The 22,869-nt window shown below is 65.2% G+C and carries 21 protein-coding genes; 9 read left to right on the forward strand and 12 right to left on the reverse strand.

The genetic code is table 11. The features are described 5' to 3' along the window. Positions 1-178: 178 nt before the first annotated feature. From FFS30_RS16790 to FFS30_RS16800, 3 genes are all read right to left on the reverse strand, one after another. Positions 179-1,600 carry a HAMP domain-containing sensor histidine kinase gene (locus FFS30_RS16790; protein WP_137914327.1) on the reverse strand — a complete coding sequence of 474 codons (1,422 nt, stop codon included), beginning with the start codon at positions 1,598-1,600 and terminating at the stop codon, positions 179-181. A 12-nt stretch (positions 1,601-1,612) separates the two neighbouring features. Then, complete coding sequence (locus tag FFS30_RS16795; protein WP_137914328.1) at positions 1,613-2,293, reverse strand: response regulator transcription factor; 681 nt, start codon at positions 2,291-2,293, stop codon at positions 1,613-1,615. A gap of 210 nt (positions 2,294-2,503) precedes the next feature. Then, complete coding sequence (locus tag FFS30_RS16800) at positions 2,504-2,953, reverse strand: hypothetical protein (RefSeq protein WP_137914329.1); 450 nt, start codon at positions 2,951-2,953, stop codon at positions 2,504-2,506. Positions 2,954-3,117: 164 nt separating this feature from the next. Here FFS30_RS16800 and FFS30_RS16805 point away from each other — a divergent pair, with 164 nt between their 5' ends. Next, positions 3,118-3,942: a universal stress protein gene (locus tag FFS30_RS16805; protein WP_137914330.1), complete on the forward strand. Its 825-nt coding sequence runs from the start codon at positions 3,118-3,120 to the stop codon at positions 3,940-3,942. Between the two features lie 34 nt (positions 3,943-3,976). Here the strand turns inward: FFS30_RS16805 and FFS30_RS16810 are convergent, their stop codons facing one another. After that, on the reverse strand, positions 3,977-4,462 hold the full coding sequence (locus tag FFS30_RS16810; protein WP_137914331.1) for a TlpA disulfide reductase family protein: 486 nt from the start codon (positions 4,460-4,462) through the stop codon (positions 3,977-3,979). A 142-nt stretch (positions 4,463-4,604) separates the two neighbouring features. Here FFS30_RS16810 and FFS30_RS16815 point away from each other — a divergent pair, with 142 nt between their 5' ends. Both FFS30_RS16815 and FFS30_RS16820 read left to right on the forward strand, forming a co-directional pair. Continuing rightward, complete coding sequence (locus FFS30_RS16815; RefSeq protein ID WP_137914332.1) at positions 4,605-5,315, forward strand: queuosine precursor transporter; 711 nt, start codon at positions 4,605-4,607, stop codon at positions 5,313-5,315. A gap of 216 nt (positions 5,316-5,531) precedes the next feature. Continuing rightward, positions 5,532-6,065 (forward strand): porin family protein, encoded by a 534-nt coding sequence (locus FFS30_RS16820; RefSeq protein ID WP_137914333.1) that lies wholly within the window; start codon positions 5,532-5,534, stop codon positions 6,063-6,065. A 69-nt stretch (positions 6,066-6,134) separates the two neighbouring features. Here the strand turns inward: FFS30_RS16820 and rpoD are convergent, their stop codons facing one another. Both rpoD and dtd read right to left on the reverse strand, forming a co-directional pair. Next, positions 6,135-7,994 carry an RNA polymerase sigma factor RpoD gene (gene rpoD / locus FFS30_RS16825; protein WP_137914334.1) on the reverse strand — a complete coding sequence of 620 codons (1,860 nt, stop codon included), beginning with the start codon at positions 7,992-7,994 and terminating at the stop codon, positions 6,135-6,137. A 155-nt stretch (positions 7,995-8,149) separates the two neighbouring features. Then, the gene (gene dtd, locus FFS30_RS16830; protein ID WP_137914335.1) at positions 8,150-8,590 is read right to left on the reverse strand and encodes a D-aminoacyl-tRNA deacylase; all 441 of its coding nucleotides are present in this window, start codon (positions 8,588-8,590) and stop codon (positions 8,150-8,152) included. A gap of 125 nt (positions 8,591-8,715) precedes the next feature. Here dtd and FFS30_RS16835 point away from each other — a divergent pair, with 125 nt between their 5' ends. Next, complete coding sequence (locus tag FFS30_RS16835) at positions 8,716-9,600, forward strand: lipid A biosynthesis acyltransferase (protein WP_137914506.1); 885 nt, start codon at positions 8,716-8,718, stop codon at positions 9,598-9,600. A 19-nt stretch (positions 9,601-9,619) separates the two neighbouring features. Here FFS30_RS16835 and FFS30_RS16840 read toward each other — a convergent pair whose 3' ends face one another. Together FFS30_RS16840 and FFS30_RS16845 are read right to left on the reverse strand one after the other, a co-directional pair. Further along, entirely contained in the window at positions 9,620-10,552 is a 933-nt protein-coding gene (locus tag FFS30_RS16840) for a polysaccharide deacetylase family protein (protein ID WP_137914336.1), read from the reverse strand. After that, positions 10,549-12,750 (reverse strand): NHL repeat-containing protein, encoded by a 2,202-nt coding sequence (locus FFS30_RS16845; protein WP_137914337.1) that lies wholly within the window; start codon positions 12,748-12,750, stop codon positions 10,549-10,551. Before FFS30_RS16845 ends, FFS30_RS16840 begins: the two co-directional genes overlap by 4 nt. A 144-nt stretch (positions 12,751-12,894) precedes the next feature. On the opposite strand from FFS30_RS16845, the gene FFS30_RS16850 reads away from it, so the two are divergent. Genes FFS30_RS16850 through FFS30_RS16870 form a run of 4 tightly spaced genes read left to right on the forward strand, consistent with a single transcriptional unit; the run spans position 12,895 to position 16,414 of the window. Further along, positions 12,895-14,535, forward strand: a complete 1,641-nt coding sequence (locus tag FFS30_RS16850) for an ExeA family protein (protein WP_137914338.1) — start codon at positions 12,895-12,897, stop codon at positions 14,533-14,535. Positions 14,536-14,587: 52 nt separating this feature from the next. Continuing rightward, positions 14,588-15,334 carry a general secretion pathway protein GspB gene (locus FFS30_RS23910; protein WP_171014685.1) on the forward strand — a complete coding sequence of 249 codons (747 nt, stop codon included), beginning with the start codon at positions 14,588-14,590 and terminating at the stop codon, positions 15,332-15,334. Between the two features lie 16 nt (positions 15,335-15,350). Further along, entirely contained in the window at positions 15,351-16,037 is a 687-nt protein-coding gene (locus tag FFS30_RS16865) for a rhomboid family intramembrane serine protease (protein ID WP_137914340.1), read from the forward strand. Between the two features lie 44 nt (positions 16,038-16,081). Beyond that, positions 16,082-16,414, forward strand: coding sequence for a DUF1820 family protein (locus FFS30_RS16870; RefSeq protein WP_137914341.1), 333 nt, complete (start codon positions 16,082-16,084; stop codon positions 16,412-16,414). A gap of 62 nt (positions 16,415-16,476) precedes the next feature. On the opposite strand, the gene FFS30_RS16875 is transcribed toward FFS30_RS16870, so the two are convergent. The 4 genes from FFS30_RS16875 to gpmI all read right to left on the reverse strand — a co-directional run bounded on the left by FFS30_RS16875 (position 16,477) and on the right by gpmI (position 21,881). Beyond that, positions 16,477-16,938, reverse strand: coding sequence for a hypothetical protein (locus FFS30_RS16875; RefSeq protein WP_137914342.1), 462 nt, complete (start codon positions 16,936-16,938; stop codon positions 16,477-16,479). A gap of 11 nt (positions 16,939-16,949) precedes the next feature. Further along, on the reverse strand, positions 16,950-18,287 hold the full coding sequence (locus FFS30_RS16880; protein ID WP_137914343.1) for a S41 family peptidase: 1,338 nt from the start codon (positions 18,285-18,287) through the stop codon (positions 16,950-16,952). Between the two features lie 82 nt (positions 18,288-18,369). Beyond that, a complete protein-coding gene (locus FFS30_RS23915) occupies positions 18,370-19,512 on the reverse strand; it encodes a peptidoglycan DD-metalloendopeptidase family protein (protein ID WP_171014686.1) in 1,143 nt (380 codons plus the stop codon). 848 nt (positions 19,513-20,360) lie between these two features. Continuing rightward, entirely contained in the window at positions 20,361-21,881 is a 1,521-nt protein-coding gene (gene gpmI, locus FFS30_RS16890) for a 2,3-bisphosphoglycerate-independent phosphoglycerate mutase (protein WP_137914345.1), read from the reverse strand. 175 nt (positions 21,882-22,056) lie between these two features. On the opposite strand from gpmI, the gene FFS30_RS16895 reads away from it, so the two are divergent. After that, entirely contained in the window at positions 22,057-22,713 is a 657-nt protein-coding gene (locus tag FFS30_RS16895) for a hypothetical protein (protein WP_137914346.1), read from the forward strand. The last annotated feature ends 156 nt before the right edge of the window (positions 22,714-22,869 follow it).

Raw genomic sequence — 22,869 nt, forward strand, 5'->3', positions numbered from 1 at the left:
GCCGAGGCAATTATGCTGCCACGCCGCAAATTTTCATCGGCGGGCGTATGAAGATTTGTTTAGGCAGTCGCGGCGAACTGCCGCAAAAGCCGCGAAAACCCAATCCCGATGCGGCCTGCAGCGCGAATGCTTGCGTATGAAATTTTGTTCATACGACGCCGTCTTTCTGACGAAAACGTCAGCTTGAATCGCCCGCGCAGAAAATCGTCATGCGTGTGCCCGGCACGCCGTCGTTGTCGGCAATCTCGATACGGTACTCGTGCAGTTTGACGATCGCCGAGACGATCGACAGACCGAGGCCGAATCCGGCCGGTTCGCATTCGTGCTCGTTGCGGCAGGCCTTGGTGCGATAGAAACGGTGCAGCACGGCTTCGCGTTCCGCGAGCGGAATGCCGGGACCGCTGTCGATCACGTCGATGCGCGGCCCGGTTTTCCCATCCACCGCACGCAATACGATGCGGCCGCCGGCCGGGGTGAACTTGATCGCGTTGTCGACGAGGTTGGAGATCGCTTCGAACATCAGATCGCCGTCGGCGCTGACCGCGGCGAGCGCGGCCGGCGTGTCGAGCGCGAAGGCAATGTGCTTGTCCTCGGCCAGCGGCGCATACAGTTCGTGCACGCGCCCCAGCTTCTCGCGCAGGTCGATCTCGCCGAAGCCGGCGCGGCGGCGGATGTCCTCGAGCTCGGAGATGCGCAGCAGGGCGCGAAAGCGGTTGAGCAGGCTGTCGGTGTCGGCGATGCAGCGCTCGATCGTCGCGGTGCGCGTGTCGTCGCCGGGAGTCTCGCGCTGCAAGCGATAAAGCTGTGCGCGCAGACGCGTCAACGGCGTGCGCAGATCGTGGGCGATGTTGTCGGAGACGCCTTTGACTTCGCCGAGCAGATTCTCAATGCGGTCGAGCATGCGGTTGACGATGCTCGCAAGCATGTCGACTTCGTCGCGGCGGTCGGAGATCGGCAGGCGCACACCGAGATCGCCGCGCATGATCGGTGCGACCGCGGTCTCAATGCGGCGCACGCGGCGCAGCGGCCCGCGGCTCAGCAGGTAGCCGCCGAGCAGGCCGGGAATCAGCGCCAGGGTCAGCGCCCAGGCGAGGCTGTTGCGGATGATCTTGCCGACCCGGTCGACGGTCCAGTAGTCGCGCACGAGCAGCAGGATGCTGCCGTCGTCGAGACGCCAGGCTACCGCGCGCGGATGCGAACTCGGCATGCCGTTGATGTGCTCGACCCCGCTCGGCAGCTCGTGCACCAAGCCGTCCTGCGGCAGGTCGGCAGGCAGCTTGTCGATCTCGCCCGAGAGATAGCCGCCGCCCGAATCGAACAAGCCTGAGGACATCGTGCCGGGCAGATCGAGCGAACTGGTCGCAGCGAGAATGGTCGGCAGGCGATCGCGCTCGATCGAAGCGAGATAGTGCATGCGCTGCACGAGGATGTTGTCGACGATGTGTTCGAGATAGGTCGCCGTCTGCCAGTTGATCATGCCGATCAGCAGCACGGTCCAGGCGAGAAAGAAGCCGCCGTAGATCATGATCAGGCGCGCCGTACTCGAACGCCAGCGTTCGCTCAGCGGCGGCGCGACGGGAGGAGTCTCGAGTTTGGTCATCGCCGCGTTCGCTCAGCGGCTGTCGCCGATGCGGTAGCCGATGCCGCGCACGGTGTGGATCAGCGGCGGTAGGCCTTCCGGATCGACCTTGCGGCGCAGGCGCGCGATGTGCACGTCGATCACGTTGGTGCCCGGGTCGAAGTGGTAGCCCCAGACGGCCTCGAAGATCATCGAGCGCGTCAGCACCTGGCCAGAGTTGCGCATCAGGAATTCGAGCAGGCGGAATTCGATCGGCAGCAGTTCGAGCGACACCTTGCCGCGCTTCGCCGTGCGCGTCATCAGGTCGAGATCGAGATCGCCGATGGAAAGATGGGTTTCCGGCGCGGCGACGCGGCGACGGCGCAGCAGCACTTCGACGCGCGCGGCCATCTCGTCGGGCGCGAACGGCTTGGTCAGATAGTCGTCGCCGCCCGCGCGCAGACCGCGCACGCGCGCATCGACGTCGGACAGCGCGCTGATCATCAGCACCGGCGTGTCCACGCCGGCGCGGCGCAGTTCGGTGACGAGGGTCAGGCCGTCAAGCTCGGGCAGCATGCGGTCGAGGGTGATCGCGTCGTAGGCGCCGGTCAGGGCGCGCTTGAGGCCTTCGCGGCCATTGCCGACGCTGTCGACCTCATTGCCGTTGTTCGCCAACTCGGTGACGATTTCGCGCGCGGTCAGCGGGTCGTCTTCGATCGTGAGGATTTTCGCCATGCTGCAAAGTGTGCAGCAATTCGGCGCGGAAGAAAATCAAGGGCCGGCGGATGCGGATAAAGCAGCGGACCCGTCACCGCGCCCATGCCCGAGATGGCCGGGCCGGACGCAGACAGACGCGGAACAACACGGATAGAGCTACGCAAACAGAAATGTTTATCGGCCCTATCCGTGTCGGTCCGTGTTACTTCGTGTCAAAAGCGCTTTTCGTCACTGCGCCCGCGAGATCGTGAACTTGCCGAACGAAATGCCGAGATCGATGCCTTCACCCGCGCCCGACAGGGCCAGAGTCGAGGTGCCCTTGGTCAGCACCTGGGCCGTGCCGGATTTGATCACACCGGCCTGTGCTTCGGCCTGCGCATAGCTGCCGAACAATTGGTCGGTATTGGTGACTTCGGCGAACTTGCCCTTGCCGTTTTCCACACGGTACTTGCCGACGGTCAGGCCGCCGCCGACCGCGACGATGTTGACGTTGAAGGTCTTGCCGTTGTCGCAGGTGATCGTGCCGTGGCCTTCGGCGTGCTTATAGATCGCCGACCAGCCGGAGAGGTTGAAGCGCATTTCGCAGTCCGTCTTGCCGGCTGCTTCGACGCGCGTGGCGTACAGACCGGCGGACGCAACGGCGGCAACGGCGAATGCAGCGAGAATTCGTGAACCCATGACCTACTCCTCGAACGGGGTGGAGATTCGATAATACCGAAACAACCTGAACAGACCAGGTAGCGCAGATCGGCGCGGCGAAGATCGGAACTTGAGCTGCTTCAACGTCGTCCTAGCTAATAAGCGTAAACTATCAGTCATTGCGAAAGCGGAGGGGATGAATCATGGCTCGCTTCGATATTTTGGTTCACGTGCGCCGCTACGAAGGCGATTCGCTCGCCGCAAATGTCGCACTCGCTTTGGCGCCGAGACTCGACGCCCACGTCTCCGGTCTTTACGTCGCCTCACTCGGCACGGTCGCGTATTCGACGCTCGAAACCGTCGTGTTCCAGGTGCAGGAGGCCGACGAGTTGTACGGCACCGCACTCGCCCAGCGCGAAGGCTGGGCGCAGCGGCTCGTGGCGGCCGGGGTCGCCGGCGATTGGCTCGTCGCCCAGGGCGAACCGGTCGAGGCGATCTGTCACGCCGCACGCTGGTGCGATCTGGTCGTCGCCGAGCGCCCGCAATTGAATGCCGACGCACCGATCGGCTGGGGCATCGTCTCGCGCACCGTATTCGGCGCCGGCGTTCCCGTCGTCGTCGTCCCCGAAACATTGAAGCCGGCCAGCGTCGGCGAACGCGTTCTGGTCGCCTGGAACCACAGCCGCGAAGCCGCGCGCGCGGTCCACGGCGCGCTGCCGCTGCTGCGTCAGGCCAAGCAAGTCCTCGTGCTCGACGGCGCCGAACAGATGAGTCTCGTCGGCGCCCGCCATCTGCCTTCGCTCGATCTTGCCGCGTATTTCGCGCGGCACGGCGTCAACGCCGAGTTCCGCAAGTTCGATGCCACGAGCGGCTACGGCGCCGGCATCCTCGACACCGCACACAAGGCCGGCTCCGACCTCATCGTCATGGGCGCCTGGGGCCATTCGCGCATCGCCGAACTCGTGCTCGGCGGCGCCACGCGCCATCTGTTCCAATACAGCGACGTGCCGCTGTTCGTCGCACACTAAATCGCGCGACGCCGCTTATCGGCGCGTTGCGACGTCATCGTGCGAGATGAAGTTTCTCGCGCAGGGCCGTTTCGACTTTCTCGGGCGCATCGCCGCCGCTGCGGCGGTAGATGATTTTCCCGTGCGTATCGACCAGGAACAGTCCCGGCGTGCCTTTGACTGAGTACTGATCGGCAATCGCGTCGCCGTCGACAATCAAAGTGAAGCTCAGTTTGCGCTCGCGCAGCGTCTTGACCGGGTCGCCGTCTTCCTTGATGTCGATCGCGTAGACGTCGAGCTTGCCCGCGCCCGCGGCGGCGTAGACCTTCTGCACGTACGGCATCAATGCTTCGCAATACGGGCACCAGGTCGCCCAGAACAGCAGAACTGCCGGCCGCGGCAAATGCTGCGGATCGAAGCGGACCGTTTTCCCGTCCGCGGTCTTGCCCTGCCAGGCCAGGGCGGTTTCTTGTGCGAACGCAGCCTGCACGAACAAGCTTGCAGCGGCGGCGAGCAGGCAAATCAGCAGCAGTCGTTTCATGCGAAAGTCTCCGGGGCGGACGAAAGGCGCGGTGCAACGGCGGCCCTCCTGCAGTAGACGGAGCGCCGGCGCGAAACCTTACGGCTGGCGAAAAATGTCATCAGCCGGCATGCTACTGCCACACTCGCCCCGACACGCCGCCATGTCCGAATCCCGCCCTGCGCCGCGCAGCTACCGCTACTACGATCTGATCCTCGGCGCCTTCGTCTGCACGATTCTCTGCTCGAACCTGATCGGGCCGGCCAAAGTCGCGAACGTGCATCTGCCGGTGATCGGTGACCTCAGCTTCGGCGCCGGCGTGTTGTTCTTCCCGATCTCCTACGTGTTCGGCGACATCCTCACCGAGGTCTACGGCTACGCGCGTGCGCGCCGCGTGATCTGGTCCGGCATCGCCGCGCTGGTCTTCGCCTCGATCATGGCGAGCGTCGTCGTCGCCCTGCCGCCGGCCGCGGGCTGGCACGGCCAGGAAGCCTACGAATCGATCTTCGGCCAGACCCCGCGCATCGTGTTCGCCTCGATCACCGCGTTCTTCTTCGGCGAGTTCGTCAATTCGTATACTTTGGCAAAAATGAAATTGTGGACCAACGGCAATGCGCTGTGGTCGCGCATCATCGGCTCGACCATTGCGGGCGAAGGTGTCGACTGCCTCGTGTTCTACCCGACCGCATTTCTCGGCGTCTGGGACACCAAGCTCGTGTTTGCGGTCATGGTGTCGAACTACGTGATGAAGGTGGTCTGGGAAATCCTCGCGACGCCGCTGACCTACCGCATCGTCGCCGCGCTCAAACGCGCGGAAAACGAGGACTACTTCGACCGCGACACGCAGTTCACACCGTTCACTCTGCGCACCTGACCCGCCGCGCGTTTTTCGCGCTTTCGCCCGCGGCCGCCTACGGCGCCCGCGCAAACTTCGATTGACCACCGTCCCCAAGGCCACCTACCATCCGCGCGCTTTTGCGTGCGGCCCGGAGCGGCCGCGCGCACGAGACTCGATCGGGCCGCCCCGCCCGGTCGTGTCGTCGGGACAGTTCCCGGCGATTCTCATAAACACACAAGAGGTATTGGAGTAATGAAGAAAGTTCTATTGGCCAGCGTCTTGGCCGCGTCGATTCTCGTCGCCAATCCGGCCGCCGCGCAGACTGCCGACGGCAGCTTTTTCGTCGGCGGCGATATCGGGCATGCCAAGCTGGACGAGAGCGGCCTGGATTCCGGCAATCTGTTCGCGGTCAACGGCGGTTATCGCTGGCAGATCGCCCCGGCACTGAAGATCGGCGCGGAAGGCGGCTATGTGCAGCTCGGCGATTTCGACGCGGGCTGGGCCGACGCCAAGGCCAAGATGAAGGGCTGGACGCTCGGCGGAAACCTGCACTACAACTTCACGCCGAATTGGTACGCGTCGGCGCGCCTCGGCGCGTTCTTTGCCGACCTCTCGTTCTCCTCGCGCTACGGTTCGTACAGCGATGACCGCACGGGCAGCTACGGCGGCGTCGGTTTCGGTTACGACTTCAGCAACAACGCGAGCGTGGGCCTGAACTACACGCACTTCCGCGTCGCGGGCAGCGACGTGAATGCGCTGTCGGTCAACGGCGAGTGGCGCTTCTGAGCGAAGCAAAACTCGGGGTAACAAAAAAGGCCGCATTGCGGCCTTTTTTGTCGGCTTTCGTCGAATTGCTTACTCGAGATCGAGGAACGAGCGCAGCTGTTCCGAACGGCTCGGGTGACGCAGCTTGCGCAGCGCCTTGGCTTCGATCTGGCGGATGCGCTCGCGGGTGACGTCGAACTGCTTGCCGACCTCTTCGAGCGTGTGGTCGGTGTTCATGTCGATGCCGAAGCGCATACGCAACACCTTGGCCTCGCGCGGGGTGAGGCCGCCGAGCACGTCGCGCACGGTCTCGTGCAGGCCGGTGCCCGTCGCCGCATCGACCGGCGATTCGATGCTGGTGTCCTCGATGAAGTCGCCGAGATGCGAATCCTCGTCGTCGCCGATCGGCGTTTCCATCGAGATCGGTTCCTTGGCGATCTTGAGCACCTTGCGGATCTTGTCCTCGGGCATCTCCATCTTCACCGCCAGCTCTTCCGGCGTCGGCTCGCGACCCATTTCCTGCAGCATCTGGCGGCTGATGCGGTTGAGCTTGTTGATCGTCTCGATCATGTGCACCGGGATGCGGATCGTGCGCGCCTGATCGGCGATCGAACGCGTGATCGCCTGGCGAATCCACCAGGTCGCATAGGTCGAGAACTTGTAGCCGCGGCGGTATTCGAACTTGTCCACCGCCTTCATCAGGCCGATGTTGCCTTCCTGGATCAGATCGAGGAACTGCAGGCCGCGGTTGGTGTACTTCTTCGCGATCGAGATCACGAGACGCAGGTTGGCCTCGACCATTTCTTTCTTCGCGCGGCGTGCCTTGGCCTCGCCGATCGACATGGCACGGTTGATTTCCTTGACGTCGGCGAGCGACAGATAAAGCGTCTTTTCGAGCGCGACGAGCTTTTCCTGCTCGGCGAGGATTTCTTCCTTGTGCGCCTTGATCGACGACGCCCACTTCTGCTTCTTGCGGATGATGTCGTCGGCGAACTTCGGATTGGTCTCGTTCGACGGGAACGCCTTGATGAAATCCTTGCGCGGCATGTGCGACTGCTTGATGCAGATGTCCATGATCACGCGCTCGTGCTGACGCACGGTGGCGACGACTTCGCGCAGCTTGCGCACGAAGGCGTCGATCATGATCGACGGCAACTTGAGTTTGAGGAAAGCCTCGGCCATCTGGTCGCGGATCTTCTGCGTCTTCTTGTCTTCGGTGCCGATCTTGCCCGCGCTCTTCTGGAACTTCACGTACAGACTGCGCAGTTCCTCCATGCGCCGCGTCACCTCGGCCGGATCGGGGCCGCTTTCGCCGGGGCCGGCCTCTTCGCCGCCTTCGCCTTCTTCTTCGTCATCGTCCTTCGCTGCGGCGCCGCCGCCTTCTTCGGCCTCGAGCAATTCTTCATTGACTTCGAGCCCCGGCACTTCGATGTCGGCGAAGCCGGTCAGCACTTCGGACAGGCGCTTGCGGCCCTCGACGTGCTGGTCGTATTCCTCGACGAGCAGTTGGATCGACCACGGAAAGCTGGCGAGCGAGGACTGGACCTGGCCGAGGCCCTCCTCGATACGCTTGGCGATGGCGATTTCGCCTTCGCGGGTCAGCAGCTCGACCGTACCCATTTCGCGCATGTACATGCGCACCGGGTCGGTGGTGCGGCCGACTTCGGCGTCGACGGCCGAGAGAACGGCAACCGCTTCTTCGGTCGCGGTTTCGTCGTCGGTCGCGACGGGCGTCTCGGGCAGGATCGAATCGCCTTCCGGCGCGACCTCGTGCACCTCGATGCCCATGTCGTTGATCATGCCGATGATGTCTTCGATCTGCTCCGGATCGACGATGTCGTCGGGCAGGTGGTCGTTGACCTCGGCGTAGGTCAGGAACCCTTGTTCCTTACCCTTGATGATCAGGGTCTTGATTTCGGACTGTTGCTGGCTGCGGGCGTCTACGTTCATGGAATCTGCGGCTTAAAGCTAAAGACTGGAAAGTATAGGAGGGGTGTCAAGGCGAGGCCGGGATTGGGGATTCGGGATCGGCAAGCTGGCCCGGGCGCAGACGCGGGCTCGCGCTCTACCTAATCCCGAATCTCCAATCCCGAATCCCGGCGCGCTCAGCGCGCCTCCAACCAGAACGTCACCGGTCCGTCGTTGACGAGACTGACCTTCATATGGGCACCGAAACGGCCGATTTCCACTGTCGGATGACGGATTTTTGCCAATTCGACCAGACGGTTGAACCAACGTTCCCCTTCGGCGGGCGCCGCCGCAGTGGAAAAGCCCGGGCGCATGCCCGAACGCGTATCGGCGGCGAGGGTGAACTGGGAGACAAGCAGCAGCCCGCCGCCGGCCTGCGCCAGCGACAGGTTCATTTTCCCGTCCGCGTCGGCAAACACTCGATAGCCGAGGACGCGGTCGAGCAGGCGCTGGGTCTGCGCCTCGCCATCGCCGGGTTGCACACCGACCAGGGCGAGCAGGCCCGGCCCGATCCGGCCGACGATCTCGTTTTCGACTTGCACGCTCGCCTCGGCGACGCGCTGGATCAGGGCAATCATGGGTTTCCGATGCGGCGGCGGCCGCGGCCAGGGACGACCGCGCGATGGTCGCGGCTGGCCGCGGCGCGGTCAATCTGACCCGGCGCAAACGGCTACAATCCGGTGTTTTCATCGTCGCCCTCCGCATGCGCTGGTATATCTGGATCGTCTACGGCCTGCTGCGCCTGCTCGGCCTGCTGCCCCTGCGCACGTTGCAAGCGCTCGGCGCGGGCTTCGGCTGGCTGATCGGCCGCAGCGACAATCCGATGCGACGCAAGGCCGAGCACACTCTCTCTCGCATCAATACGGATTTCGGTGAGGAAAAGCGTCATTTTCTTCACGCGGCGCTCGGCGAAGCGGGCAAGTCCTTCCTCGAAATCGCGAAAATCTGGACCGGCGATCCCGCGCGCACGCTCGCCCTGGTGCACGAAGTACGCGGCGGCGAGCTGTTCGACGCCGCGCTGGCGTCGGGACGCGGCCTGATCGTCGCCGCGCCGCACCTCGGCTGCTGGGAACTGCTCAATTACTGGCTGTGCAGCCGCACGAAGATCGCCATCGCCTACCGCCCGCCGCGCCAGCCCGAACTCGAACCGCTGCTGGTGCGCGCGCGCGGCGGCCTTGCCGCCGAGCAGGTCCGCGCCGAAGGCAGCGCCGGCGTGCGCACCTTGTTCAAGCGCCTCGCCGCGGGCGGCGTGGTCGGCATCCTGCCCGACCAGGAGCCGAAGCAGGGCGAGGGCGAATTCGCGCCGTTCTTCGGCCGGCCCGCGCTGACCATGGTGCTGCTCTCGCGCCTCGCCCAGCGCACCGGCGCGACGGTGTTGTTCGCGTTTGCCGAGCGCCTGCCGCACGGCGCAGGCTACGTGCTGCATTTCCTGCCTGCGCCCGACGGCATCGCCGACGCCGATCTGCCGACCGCCGTCGCCGCGCTCAATCGCGGCGTCGAGAACTGTATCCGTCTGGCGCCGGCGCAGTACCAGTGGCACTACAAGCGCTACTCCGCACAGCCACCGGCAAAAGAGGTTGCCGATTAGCTTCGTGTAAACGCGCTTTCTACTTGCAGAGCGCGTCCAGTTTGTCTTCGGGCAGAGCGTTGTACAGCGCCGTCACCTGCGGCGGATTGTTCAGATGCTTCGCGCGGCGCACCTGATTGAGAAACGTATACGAGCGCGGCACCAGCGGATTCGGATCGAATCGATAAGCCGGATCGGCGAGCGCATCGGCAAGGCCGATGAACTTGACCCCGCGCTGCTCGTACGCGGTGAGCAACGAGTCCATCATGTCCGCGTTGAACCGCGAGAGATGCAGCAACAGAACATGCTTGATGGGCCGCCCGAAATCGAGCGTCGCCAGTTGTTCGGCGATATCGACCGCGCCGCGCGCATTGTCGATGAAGCTGGACTTGAGCCAGTCGATACTCGCGGTATCATGTTTCGCCAGACAGCGCTCGTACGGGGCGATCCATTCGTAGTCGAAAAAATCGACCGTGACTTCGGCGATGCGATAGTGCCGCTCCGCGAGGAATTGGCGGACTCCGGCACGCTTTTCGACCGTGTCGCCTTCGGCGAGGAACGGAAAGCGGAAGTAGCGAAAGTCTTTGTCGCCCATCAATTCGCGCAGCAGCGGATCGTTCTTGCCGATGTCGGCTAGGTAGTCGGACAACGGCGTCTTCACGAGATCTAGATGCGAATACGTGTGGTTGCCGAGCAATTGCCCGCCGGCCACCCACAGTTCGAGCACGCGGCGCGCCTGCGGCTCATCGGCAAGGCGCCCGCCATTGATCATGCCGTACACGCCGGTCAGGTGATGCTTGCGCAACGCGGCAAGCATCGTTTCGACCGTTTTCACGCGATCGCCTTTATCGAGGGCATGACCCGGCAGGTCATCCACCGTGACCGCGATTTCGGTGGCGGCTCTCGCCGGACTGAACGCGGCGGCGAATGCCACGACGAGCCCGAGAGCGAAAAACCGTTTCCACGCATTCATTGTCCTTTCCTCGCTGTCGACTTGGGACGCTTGCCGGTGCTCTTCGAAGGAACGGGTTCGATATCCGCGGGCTCCATCAACGCGATCGGAACATCGCGGTTTCTGACCGCCAGATTGCCCGCATAGTCGCTCGCGAAGATGCGCACGATGTAGTCGCCGGCCGGCAGCTCGTCCGTTTTCCACAACCCCGCAGCGAAACCGCCATCGCGCACCGTGTTCGTGGCGATATAGCGGAAGCGCGTCGCCGCACTGCCGTAGACGGTGATGCCGCTGTTCGCCGCGTAGGCGACCTTGGTCGCGTCGCTGTCGGCGGGAATGCGATCGAAGATCAGGTTCATGCGTGGCTGCTCGAAACCGGGCGCGGCTTTGCCGTCCTTGTCGAGGATTTGATAACCGAGCGAGTACAGGCCGAGGCGCCGGCGCGCTTCGTTGCCGTCGACCTGGTCCCAGGCTTCGACGACGATCGCAACGCCGCGCGCATCGCGCGGGACGATCACGCGTCCGCGCCGCTTCTGTGTGAATGCCTTACCGTCGGCGTTCTCGATCTGGACGCTCTCGATGCGCGGCGCCACGTGGTCGGCGAAATCGGTGAAGCCGAGCGCGATTGCGTTGTGCGTGTAACCCCAGTTGCCCCAGGTCAGGTGCACGTGCGCCATCGCATTGGTCGTGCCGAGCACGTCGCCTGGGGCGAAGCGCGTGCCACGGCGTACGCGCACGCGGTCGAGCGCGCCGGTCTCGTCGCGGATCAACTGGAAGCGCGCGGGATCGAGCGGCGCATCCTTGAGGTTGCGCCCGACGCGCATGTGGATGTAGCTCAGTGTGTCGAGGCTGAAGCCTTCGCGCAGCTCGCCGAGTCCCCAGGTGCTCAACGGGTCTTCGACCTTGGCGTCGGCGATCGCGAGCACGGCCGCGCCGACGTTGTTGCGGATGTCGAGGCCGTCATGCAGATGATCGCGCGCGTCGCCGCCGTAGGCGCCGCGCGCCTCGCCGACCGTGCCGACGATTTCGTGACGCAGGTTCTGCGGCCGCACCGGCCAGCGCCCGCGCGTATCGGGCGCGGGTGCATCGCGCGCCGGACCGACGGGCGCGGGCGGCGTGGACGCCGACGCATCCGGCACCGGCCGTATCTCGTGCAGGCGATGACTCGCCGCATCGCTCAGGCGCAGCGCGCCATTCGCGTCGAGCGCGATTCCGGCCGGCCGCACGAAGCGGTCGCCGTCGCCGCTCGCGCCGGTCAGCACGGCCATCTGCGCATCGGGGGCGAACTGCAGGACGAGACCATGCGCCATGTCGCCGGCATAGAGATAGCCGTCGCGGGTCAGTGCGAGGCTCAGCGGCCGGCGCAGCAACACTTTGTCGCCGAGCGTCGTCGAGCGCGCAAACGTGTCGACCTTGCCGTCGGGCGCAACGCGCCTGATCGCCCCGTTGCCGGTGTCGGCGACCCAGACCGTGCCGGCCGGGTCGACGACGAGCGCACACGGCGTATCGAAGCTCGCTCCCGCGCCGATGCCGTCGCCGTAAGCCGGCCCGTCGCCGCCGGCGAGCGTGCTGACCATGCCGTCGGTGCCGATTACGCGAATGCGATCGTTGTACGTGTCGGCGACGTAGACTTTGCCGGCGGCGTCGACGGCAACGCCGATCGGCGCATCGAACTGTGCCTGCGCCGCCGCGCCGTCGCGGTAGCCCGCGCTTCCGGTGCCGGCGAGCGTCGTCACCTGACCCTGCGGCGTGATCTTGCGGATCGCGTGATTGCCCGTATCGGCGACATAGAGATTGCCGACTGCGTCGCGCGCAAGGCCCGAAGGCGTGTTGAACGCGGCGGCCGCGCCGATCCCGTCGGCAAAGCCCTCGCTGCCGCCGGCCAGAGTAGAGACCGCACCGTCCGCGCCGATGCGACGGATGCGATTGCTGCCGCCGGCGTCAGCGACGTAAAGATTGCCCGCCGGATCGAGCGCAATGCCCCAGGGGTCGGAGTAGCGCGCTTGCGCGACGGGCCCGTCGCGCAAGCCATCGATGCCATCACCGGAGACGAGGGCGATGCGCGCGGGCCAGCCGAACGCGGTCGGCTTCGGGCCGGCCGGCACCGACGCGGGCACCGGCTTCGACGCTTGCTGAACAGGCGGATTCCCGCCGAAAAACACGAAGGCGAGCGAACTGGCGACGAGCACAAGAAACAAAATCAGGATTCGTCGCGTCATGCGGGCTACGGTCGTTCGAAAGCGCGCGAGTATCGGCTCGTTGCCACGCGTAATGCAAACCTCGCACGCCGTCTGCACATTCGCGCAGCGCGAATCCACTGCGAAATCACGAACTTTTGTGCCGCCGCAGGGTAAAGTATCGGCATGTATCTGGAGTTCTACGGCCTCAAAGAGGCACCCTTCTCGATCACGCCGGACCCGCGCTACGTATTTTTGTCGGAGCGCCACCGCGACGCGCTCGCGCACCTGCTGTACGGAATCGGCAAAGGCGGCAGCGGCGGCTTCGTGCAGCTCACGGGCGAGGTCGGCACGGGCAAGACCACGCTGTGCCGGCTGCTGCTCGAGCAATTGCCGGAGAACACGCGCGTCGCGCTCGTGCTCAATCCGCGCCTGTCACCGGTCGAACTGCTCGAATCGATCTGCGACGAGCTGAAACTCGAAATCGGCGACAAGAAAGGCAGCCTCAAGGGACTCGTCGACACGCTCAACGCCTATCTGCTCGACGCCTACGCGCAAGGCCTGCGCGTGGTGCTGATCATCGACGAGGCGCAGAACCTGTCGACCGATTCGCTCGAACAGGTGCGCCTGCTAACTAATCTCGAGACGCCGACGCAGAAATTGCTGCAAATTATACTTTTGGGCCAGCCGGAGCTACGCGACAAGCTCAACGACCCCGAGCTGCGCCAGCTTGCCCAGCGCATCACCGCGCGCTACCACCTCACCCCGCTCGACCGCGACGAGACCGAAGCCTACGTGCGCCACCGCCTCGCCATCGCCGGCGCGCTGCGCTCGCCGTTCTCGCGCCTTGGCCTGCGCGCACTGTACAAGCGCTCCGGCGGCGTGCCGCGCCTGATCAACATCATCGGCGACCGCGCGCTGATGGCCGGCTACGCACGCGAACAGTCGTCGATCGGCGAACGCCTGGTCGATCGCGCAGCCGACGAGACCTTGCCCGGCAGCGTGCGCTACCGCCTGCGCCACTACGGCCCCTGGGCCGCGGCGGCCTGCGCGGTGATCGCACTCGGCGCCGGCGCGTATTTTTCCCAGCAGCGCAAGGCCGAATCGGCCGCCGCCACCGCCGCAGCGCCGGCGCCCGCACCGGCCGCGGGAGCGACGACGACCGCTACCGCGGCGACGCCACCGCCGCCGCAGGAAAATGCCGCCGAGAAGAGACTCGCCGCGCTCGCCGAGAATTCCTCCGATTCCGAATTGACCGCGTGGACGCAGTTGCTCGCACGCTGGCAGGTGACCTCGGCCGAAACCACGGTGCGCGACGCCGCGCGCTGCCGCAGCATCGTCTTCGCCGGCATGAACTGCCTGCGCGGTCACGGCACGATCGCCCAGCTCGCGCGCTTCGATCGCCCGCTGATCCTGCCACTCAAGTGGGAGAACGCGAACGCGTGGGCGCTGCTGCAAGGCGTCAGCGGCGACCAGATACAACTCAATCTCGCCGGCGAAAGTTTCCGCATCGGCAAAGACGACCTCGCCAGCGTCTGGGACGGTGAATTCGTCGCCCTATGGCGCCTGCCCGACGATATTCCGGCCAAGCTGCACAACGGCGATGCCGGGCCGGGAGTGGCCTGGGTCAAGGCGCAGCTCGCGCGCATGGACGGCGGCGCCGGCGATGCGGGTCCGGCGTTTTTCGACGATGCGCTGGCCGACCGCATACGCAAGCTGCAGACGGCCTACGGCATCAAGCCCGACGGTATCGTCGGTCCGGAAACGCTGTTCGCGCTGTCGGCGCTCGATCCGTCCGGCCCGCATCTGATGCGCAACGTGCAATGACCGCGCGCGGCAATTCTGCGCCAACGACGAAAAGCCTACGAATGACGAGCCCATGTCGCTGATTCTCGAAGCCCTGAAAAAATCCGAAGCGCAGCGCCGCCTCGGCGAGATGCCGAATCTCGGCACGCCGATCACGGCGACCAAGCGTCGCCGTAGTGCGCTGCCGTGGCTTGCGCTCGGCACCGTCGTCGTGCTCGCCGCAGCCGGCGGCTGGCGTTTCCTCGGACAGCATGCTGCGCCGGTGCCGTCGACCACCAATCCGGCTCCGGGCAAGCCTTCGGCGAAAGCCGATGCCGGCACGCCGCCCACGTCTCCGACCGCGCCACGCCAAGTAATCAAAGCGCCCGTGTCGGCGGCGCCTCCGGCCGCGGCAAATCCGCCGCCGCCCGCCCAGCCGAAAAAAGACATGGCACCGCCGACGCCGGCCACGTTGCCCGTAGCTGCACCGCCTCCCGCCGCGGTGCCGGCCCCCGCTCCGGCCCAGGCGCCTGCGCCTGTATCCGCTCCGCCGCCGGCCGCCGTGCATCCGCCCGCGCCTGCGCCCGCCCCGCCGCCGCCCACGAGCGACGTACCCACCGTCGACGAATTGCCGCCGGAACTGCGCAGCGCCCTGCCCGTCCTGCCGATCACGATGCAGGTTTATTCACCCGATCCGAAACGCCGCTTCGCCATCATCGACGGCACGCGCGTGGTCGAGGGCGAGAGTATTCGCGGCGTCACCGTACAGGAAATCCGTCCGGCCGGGCTCGTGCTCGAATTCCAGGGCCGGCGCGTGCTGCTGCCGCGGCCTGGTTCCTAATCCGCGAGCGCGGCGCGTGTTCGTCTACGTCGACCGCCAACGCAAGGCGTCCCTGCCCTGGGCCACGCTTGCGATCGTCATCGCCTGCATCGTCATGTTCCTCTGGCTCGCGTTCACACCCGACAGCGAGCGCTGGCTGCAGTTCGTGCGCGAATGGGGCACGGTGCCGGCGCGCCTCTTCGATGCCAACGCGCCGCTGTTGCAACAGCTGATCGAATTGCGCTGGCTGCGCCTCGGCACCGCGTTGTTCATCCATGCGGGATGGCTGCATCTGGCCGGCAACGTGCTGTTCTTGATGATCTTCGGCGTGCCGGCCGAGCGCGCGCTCGGGCCGTGGCGTTTTCTTCTGCTGTTCCTGCTCGGCGGCGCGCTGGCCAATCTCGCCGAGGCGGTGATCCTGCCGAACACGACCCGGCCGATCGTCGGTTCGAGCGGCGCGGTGTCGGCGATCATCGGCGCCTATCTGGGCTTGTTCCCGCGCGCGCGCCTCGGGCTCGTGCTGCCGCTCGGCATGTTTCTCGAATTCGTGCGTATTCCCGCGCCACTGCTGATCGGCTTCTGGGCCCTGCTGCAGATCGCGTTCACCTTCGTCGGCCCGGCCTTCGGCGCGGTTGCGTGGGGCGCGCACATTGCCGGTTTCGCCGCCGGGCTGCTGTTCGCGCTCGTGTCGAAACCGGCCATCGCGCGCCGACTGCGCTCGTAGGCGAAGCGGATCACACGCCGCGCCGGTCGTGCGAGAATGCGCGCATGAAGAGCAAGAAACTGTACAAGGTCACCTTCCTGAGCCAGGGCAAGACGCTCGAACTCTACGCACGCCATGTCGCATCGAGCGCGCTCTGGGGCTTCACCGAGGTCGGCGATCTGGTGTTCGACCAGCAAGGCGAAGGCGTGGTCATCGATCCGACCGAAGAGCGCCTGCGCGAAGAATTCAGCAATACGCGCGTGCTGCACCTGCCGATCCAGTGCATCCAGCGCGTGGAAGAAGTGGAGAAGCGCGCGCCGCTCGTGATCCGCGACGCAACCAGCGGCGAGAGAGTCGTCACGCCGTTCCCGATCGCGCCGCCGCTGCGCAAGCCGTAACGCGAAGCGAACGCACGAACACGAGATTTGATCAGCCGAATCCGCGCGTTCGCGAATCCGCCTCAAACATCCTCGGCCACGCCAAGCGTTTCTTCGGCCAGGTGCCGCAATCGCTGAATCTCCTGCGCCATGCGCGCCGACTCTTCGCGATCGAGTTCGCGTTCGCAGTAGACGCGGCTCAGGAACAGGATCGCATCGTTGCCGTCCGGATCGTCCGCATAGCCGGGGTGAGCGCGGATTTCGTCGAGCAGCTCGGCGGTCACCGGCGCGACGTGGAAATGAATCGCGAATCCCGGCGAAAACCCGAGCTTGTAGAAAACGACTTTTTGCGGCGCATAAGCCGAGCGCAGCAAGCGCTCGGCATCGGCGAGCACGGCTCCGAGTTCCTGCAGCGATGCCGGACTCAGCTCATGCAGCTCAGATTTGCCCTCGCGCGCGGAAACCATCAGATAACCCGAATATCGGGAATCGCGCCGATGGGTGACTTGCCAATGCCGGGCGGCAAATATCCGATAGGGATCCATTGCCGATGCCGTCAGCCGTTCTTCTCCTGCGCCGCCGCGGCCGGCTTGCGCTGCAGCGCCAGGCCCTTGAGCACGTTCATCGCCTCGCTCAGCGCGTAGTCGTCGGTATTGCCGCGCGCGCTCGGCTTGTCGTCGTCGACGCCGTCCTTCTCATTGGTGCCCTTGAGGTGGTTCGGCAGGTCGCGCTCGCCGGTGATGAAGCTCGGCGGCGTGTCGCGCGCGACGAGCTTGAGATCGCCGAGTTCAATATCGGGGCGGATGCCTTCGGCCTGAATCGAGACGCCGCTCGGCGTGTAGTAGCGCGCCGTGGTCAGCTTGATCGCATGAGTGTCGTCGAGCGGCAGCACGGTCTGCACCGAGCCCTTGCCGAACGTGCGGCGGCCCATGATCAGCGCGCGGTGATTGTCCTTGAGCGCGCCGGCGACGATCTCGGCGGCCGACGCGGTGCCGTTGTCGGCGAGGACGACGATCGGCGCGCCGTCGATCAAGTCGCCCGGCGTCGCATTGAAACTCAGGTCGGACTGCTTGAGCCGGCCCTTGGTCGTGACGATCACGCCCTTGTCGAGAAAATCGTCGCTGACTTCCACCGCCGCGGTCAGCAGGCCGCCCGGATTGCTGCGTAGATCGAGCACGAGACCTTTGATCGCCTGGTTCTTGTCGCGCAGCTTGGCAAGCTTGCGCTTGACCTCGCCGCCGGTGTCTTCCTGGAACTGCGAGATACGCAGATAGGCGTAGCCCGGTTCGATCCAGCGCGTCTTGACGCTGGCGACGCGGATCGCTTCGCGCATGAGCTTGATGTCGACCGGCGCATTCGCGCCCTCGTGGACGACGCCGAGAGTGACCTGAGTGCCGGCCTTGCCGCGCAGCATATTCGAGGCTTCGCTCGCGTTTTCCGCGGTGATCGGCTTGCCGTCGATGCGCACGATCGTGTCGCCCGGCTTGATTCCGCCGCGTTCGGCCGGCGAATCGTCGATCGGCGCGACCACGCGCAGGGTGCCTTCGACCGTGAGCACTTCGATGCCGAGGCCGTTGTAGCTGCCGGTCGTGTCTTCCGACAGTTCGGTCATTGCCTTTTCGTCGAGGTATTCGCTGTGCGGATCGAGATTAGCGAGCAGGCCTTTGACCGCGGATTGCATCAAGGTCTTGTCGTCGACCGGCTCGACGTAGGCCTGTTTGACCAGGCTGAACACCGCGGCGAAGGCGCGCACGTCGTTGATATCGACGCTCGGCTTCTTCGCTGCATCGGCCGCGGGTGCCGCGGGCGGGGCGCCGGGCTTGGCTTCGTCGGCGTAGGCGAACGGCGAGCACACGGCGAAAGCAAGTGCGACTACTAAGGGTTTGATCGACATGGCGCGAACCTTCAAAGGCGACGAAGCGGCACGATTATGCACGGTGGACACGTAAACCTAGGTAAAGCCTCGCGCCGCACAATCAAGGCTTGAGCCAGCCGCGCGGATCGATCGGCTTGCCCTGCGCGCGCAACTCGAAATACGCCCCCGGCGTTTTCTGCCCGCCGGTGGCACCGCTCGTGGCAATGGCTTCGTTCGCGCTGACCCAATCACCGACGTCCTTGAGCAGAGTCTCGTTGTAGCCGTAAAGGCTCAGATAACCGTCGCCGTGATCGACGATCAGCAACAGGCCGAAGCCGCGCATCCAGTCGGCAAAGACGACGCGGCCGTGCGATACCGCGTGCACTTCCGCGCCCTCGTTCGAGGCGATCACGATGCCGCTCGACAGCCGATCGCCCGACTTCGCACCGAAGGCCGTGACCAGTTTGCCGCGCACCGGCCAGTTCAAACGACCGCGCTGCGAAGCGAACGGTTCCGCGCCGGCGAGCTGCTTGGGGATGTCGGCGAACACGTCGCGCAGTTTCGCGAGCAGGTCGCTCAACTCCTTTTCGTCCTGGCCGAGAGCGGCGAGCCTGGCCTGATCGTCCTTGAGCTGCTTGTCGAGGTCCGCGAGCACCTGCACGCGCTGCGCGCGCTCGACATCGAGCTGCTTCGCCTCGTCGGCGCGCTGCGCGCGCGTTGCGGTGAGCTGTGCGGTTTCGTCGTCGATCTCCTTGTGCACCTGCGCCAGCGCGTCGAGATCCTTGAGCAGGGCCTTGATCTGTTCGACACGCGCACGCTCGAAGTAGTGGAAGTACTCGAGCATGCGGCCGATCTTGGCGACGTCCTCTTGCGCGAGCAGCAGCTTCAGTTCCTCACCGTGGCCGACGACATAAGCCGAACGTAGCAGCACCGCAAGCGTCTCGCGCTGCGCCGTGAGCTTGACGTTGAGTGCATCGCGCCGGGTTTCCAGTTGCTGCAGCTTGTCCTGCTGGCCGGCAAGCTTCTGGTCGATCGCGTGCAGTTCCTTCGCTGCGGCCGCGACTTTCAGATCCTGGTCGCGCAGGGCGACGACCGCAGCGTCTTTCTGTGCGCCGGTTTCTTTTTGTGCGTCGACGATTTTCTTGATCTCGGCACGCACTGAGTCGAGCTTTTGTTTGGTCTCGGCTTCTTGGGCGGCGCGCTGGGTTTCGTCGTTTTGGGAGTAGGCCGGGCTCGCGGCGAGCAGGCTGGCGACGGTCAGCACGATTGCGGCGGCTTTGCTTGTTATTTGTGCGAGGCGTGGCCTTGCTGAGGCACGATCCAACGTGCTCGGCTTTCGCTTCTCCCGCTCGTCATTCCCGCGAAAGCGGGAATCCAGCTCTTGCTTTGACTTTGACGGGTGAGAGCGAGAGCAAAAGCTTCCACTCGTCCTGCGGACGAGCGGGTTACTTTCTCTTGCTTGTGCAAGAGAAAGTAACCAAAGAGAACACACCCCGGGAGCCGCGCTCGCAGCTTCGCTGCGAGTTCGCGAGGTCATGCCGGGGTTCGCTCGATGGACATCCCTGTCCATTCGCGAACTCGCGCGCATCCTGCGCGCGACCCTACGGGCGAATCCGTCATACCCTCGCCGCGGCTGACGGGGACCCGAGATCACAAGCAAAAGCAAAGGCAGAGCCGAGAGTGGAGCGCCTGCTTCTTGCTCTAGCTTCGGCGCGCACGACGCGCGCTGCTCCGGCTTCTCCGGGTCCCCATTACATTGCGGCGACAGCGGACGATCAGGCCCGTAGGGTGCGCGCGAGGATCGCGCGCATTCCGCTATTGCACACGGATGTGCAATTAGCGGAACCCGGCCGTTGTCGCGGACCCTATGGGCAGGATGCCCATAGGGCGCAATGTTCTGGGGCGGCGTCTTTTGGTTACTTTTCTTCGCTGCTGAAGAAAAGTAACCCGCTCGCCCGCAGGGCGAGTGGAAGCTCTGCTCTTCAAACGCCAAAGAGCCAAAGCAAAGTCGCTGGATCCCCGCCAAAAGCACGCGGGGATGACGAGCCAGAGCAGAACGGAACTCCGGCCTCGACCGAAACACCGCCAAGAAACGAAACAGAGAAAGCAGACTCAAGCGAACCGCACGAGTGAATGCCCCGTCATCTCCGCCGGCTGCGCCAGCCCCATCAACGCGAGCGCGGTAGGCGCGAGGTCGCGCAGTGCGCCGTGTTCGAGCGTCGCCTTGCGGCCGACGTAGACGAGCGGCACGGGGCCGACTGTGTGCTGGGTGTGCGGGATGCCGTTCTCGTCGAGCATCTGTTCGAAGTTGCCGTGGTCGGCGCTGATCAGCATTTCGCCGCCGGCGTCGAGGATTGCGGCGAGAATCTTCGCGAGCGCTGCGTCGACGGCCTCGGCGGCCTTGATCGCCGCAGCGAGTATGCCGGTGTGGCCGACCATGTCGGCGTTGGCGATATTGCAGACGATGAAGTCGTACTGCTTGCCACGAATCGCCGCGGACAATTTGTCGGCAAGCTCGGGCACGCTCATTTCCGGCTGCAGGTCGTAGGTCGCGACCTTGGGGCTCGGCACGAGGATGCGGTCTTCGCGCGCGTACGGTTCTTCGCGGCCGCCGGAGAAGAAGAAGGTGACGTGCGCGTATTTCTCCGTCTCGGCGATGCGCAGCTGCGTCAGTCTCTGCGCGGCGAGGTATTCGCCGAGCGAATTCGACAGCGATTGCGGTGGATAGGCGACCGCGCTGACCGCCAGCTCGGCGCTGTACTCGCTCAAGCTCACGAATGCGGCGAGCTTAGGCTTGCGCGCGGCGGCGAAACCGGCGAACGCCGGATCGACGAAGGCCTGGGTGAGCTGGCGCGCGCGGTCGGCGCGGAAGTTCATGTAGACCACCGCGTCGCCATCGGCGATTTTCGCGCCGGCGCCGATGACGGTCGGCTTGACGAACTCGTCGGTCTCGCCGCGCGCATACGCCGCGTCGAGTCCGGCTTCGGCATCGCTCGCGTGAAATTCCGACTGCGCATCGACGATCGCGTCCCAGGCCAGCTTGACCCGGTCCCAACGCTTGTCACGGTCCATCGCGTAGTAGCGCCCGCTGATCGTGGCGATGCGCGCGTTGCCGAGTGCCGCGCACTTCGCCTGCAATTTCTCCAGCGAGGCGCGCGCGCTCTGCGGCGGCGTGTCGCGGCCGTCGAGAAAGGCGTGCACGGCGACATGCGCAACACCCTCGCGGCGGGCGAGATCGAGCATCGCGAAGATGTGTTGTTCCTGGCTGTGCACGCCGCCGGGCGAGAGCAGGCCGAATACGTGCAGAGTGGAATTCACAGCGGCCTTGCATGCGCCGACCAGAGCGGCGTTGGTGTAGAAGCTGCCGTCCTCGATCGCCGCATCGATGCGCGTGAGGTCCTGATAGACGACGCGGCCCGCGCCGATGTTCATGTGGCCGACTTCGGAATTGCCCATCTGCCCGTCGGGCAGGCCGACGAAGCGGCCGTGTGTCTCGACCAGCGTATGCGGGTAGGTCGCGATAAGATGGTTCCAGGTCGGCAGCTTGGCCTGAGCCAGCGCGTTGTTGGCGGGATCGTCGCGATGGCCCCAGCCATCGAGGATCAGGAGCAGAATCGGCTTCGGTGCGGGCACGACAAACCTTCTTTGGAGAGCGAACGGCGGATGGCCGAAATGGTAGCGGAAATCCCGCGGCTGCCGTCATTCCGCGAAAACGGAACCCGGTCGCCGAAGACCTAAACTTTTTTTCCGCTGCCCGCATCTGAATGCCTGCAGACCGATTCCAGACACCACAATCCGGGAGATTTCCATGATCCGCTACAAACTCGCCCTGTTGCTCACCCTCGGCTTCGTCGCGCCGGCCTTCGCCGACGACGGCGACATCGACAAGGTCAACGGCGGCATCACCGTCGCCGACGGCGGCAGCGCCGGCAGCCTCACCACGGTCAACGGCGGCATCCGCGTCGGCTCGAACGCACAGGCGAAGAGCGCGCAGACCGTTAACGGCGGCATCGACGTCGGCTCGGGCTCGTCGCTCGATTCGGTCGAGTCGGTCAATGGCGGCATCAAGCTCGGCAGCAATACGCGCATCCGCAAGGACGTCAACGTGGTCAACGGCTCGATCTCGCTCGCTTCGGGCGCCGACGTCACCGGCAAGGCGGCCAACGTCAACGGCGGCATCAAGCTCGACGCGGCGCACGTCGGCGGCGGCCTCGATACGGTCAACGGCGACATCCTGGTCGGCGCGAACTCGCGCGTCGAGGGCGGCATCGTCGTCGAGGAAAACCACAGCTGGTTCAGCATGAACTCGCGCAAGCCGCGCGTGGTGATCGGCCCGCACGCGGTGGTCCAGGGCACGCTGAAGTTCAAGCGCGAAGTCGAACTCTGGGTCAGCGACAGCGCGACGATCGGCCCGGTCGAAGGCGCGACCGCGCAGAAGTTCAGCGGCGACCAGCCGCCGCAGTAAGAACGACCAGCCGGCTCCGGTGCGCATGGCGCCGGAGCCGGCAGCGTCTCAGTTCGAAATTTCCACATCCCGTTTGCGCTGAGCCCGGCTCGCGCAGCGGATGAATTCGAAAGCGCCTTTCGACTCCGGCCGTCCGGGCCCACGTTCAAGACGAAC

Origin of the sequence: Rudaea sp. 3F27F6, from assembly GCF_005503555.1 — a bacterium.
Classification (GTDB): Bacteria; Pseudomonadota; Gammaproteobacteria; order Xanthomonadales; family Rhodanobacteraceae; genus Rudaea.

Coding starts and splice junctions, on each gene's coding strand:
- FFS30_RS16805 (WP_137914330.1), top strand. CDS start 3,118: ATGGCTCGCTTCGATATTTTGGTTCACGTGCGCCGCTACGAAGGCGAT.
- dtd (WP_137914335.1), bottom strand. CDS start 8,590: ATGATTGCCCTGATCCAGCGCGTCGCCGAGGCGAGCGTGCAAGTCGAA.
- rpoD (WP_137914334.1), bottom strand. CDS start 7,994: ATGAACGTAGACGCCCGCAGCCAGCAACAGTCCGAAATCAAGACCCTG.
- FFS30_RS16820 (WP_137914333.1), top strand. CDS start 5,532: ATGAAGAAAGTTCTATTGGCCAGCGTCTTGGCCGCGTCGATTCTCGTC.
- FFS30_RS16895 (WP_137914346.1), top strand. CDS start 22,057: ATGATCCGCTACAAACTCGCCCTGTTGCTCACCCTCGGCTTCGTCGCG.
- FFS30_RS16840 (WP_137914336.1), bottom strand. CDS start 10,552: ATGAATGCGTGGAAACGGTTTTTCGCTCTCGGGCTCGTCGTGGCATTC.
- FFS30_RS16810 (WP_137914331.1), bottom strand. CDS start 4,462: ATGAAACGACTGCTGCTGATTTGCCTGCTCGCCGCCGCTGCAAGCTTG.
- FFS30_RS16800 (WP_137914329.1), bottom strand. CDS start 2,953: ATGGGTTCACGAATTCTCGCTGCATTCGCCGTTGCCGCCGTTGCGTCC.
- FFS30_RS23910 (WP_171014685.1), top strand. CDS start 14,588: ATGTCGCTGATTCTCGAAGCCCTGAAAAAATCCGAAGCGCAGCGCCGC.
- FFS30_RS16790 (WP_137914327.1), bottom strand. CDS start 1,600: ATGACCAAACTCGAGACTCCTCCCGTCGCGCCGCCGCTGAGCGAACGC.
- FFS30_RS16880 (WP_137914343.1), bottom strand. CDS start 18,287: ATGTCGATCAAACCCTTAGTAGTCGCACTTGCTTTCGCCGTGTGCTCG.
- FFS30_RS16870 (WP_137914341.1), top strand. CDS start 16,082: ATGAAGAGCAAGAAACTGTACAAGGTCACCTTCCTGAGCCAGGGCAAG.
- FFS30_RS16850 (WP_137914338.1), top strand. CDS start 12,895: ATGTATCTGGAGTTCTACGGCCTCAAAGAGGCACCCTTCTCGATCACG.
- FFS30_RS16845 (WP_137914337.1), bottom strand. CDS start 12,750: ATGACGCGACGAATCCTGATTTTGTTTCTTGTGCTCGTCGCCAGTTCG.
- FFS30_RS16835 (WP_137914506.1), top strand. CDS start 8,716: ATGCGCTGGTATATCTGGATCGTCTACGGCCTGCTGCGCCTGCTCGGC.
- FFS30_RS16795 (WP_137914328.1), bottom strand. CDS start 2,293: ATGGCGAAAATCCTCACGATCGAAGACGACCCGCTGACCGCGCGCGAA.
- FFS30_RS16815 (WP_137914332.1), top strand. CDS start 4,605: ATGTCCGAATCCCGCCCTGCGCCGCGCAGCTACCGCTACTACGATCTG.
- FFS30_RS16875 (WP_137914342.1), bottom strand. CDS start 16,938: ATGGATCCCTATCGGATATTTGCCGCCCGGCATTGGCAAGTCACCCAT.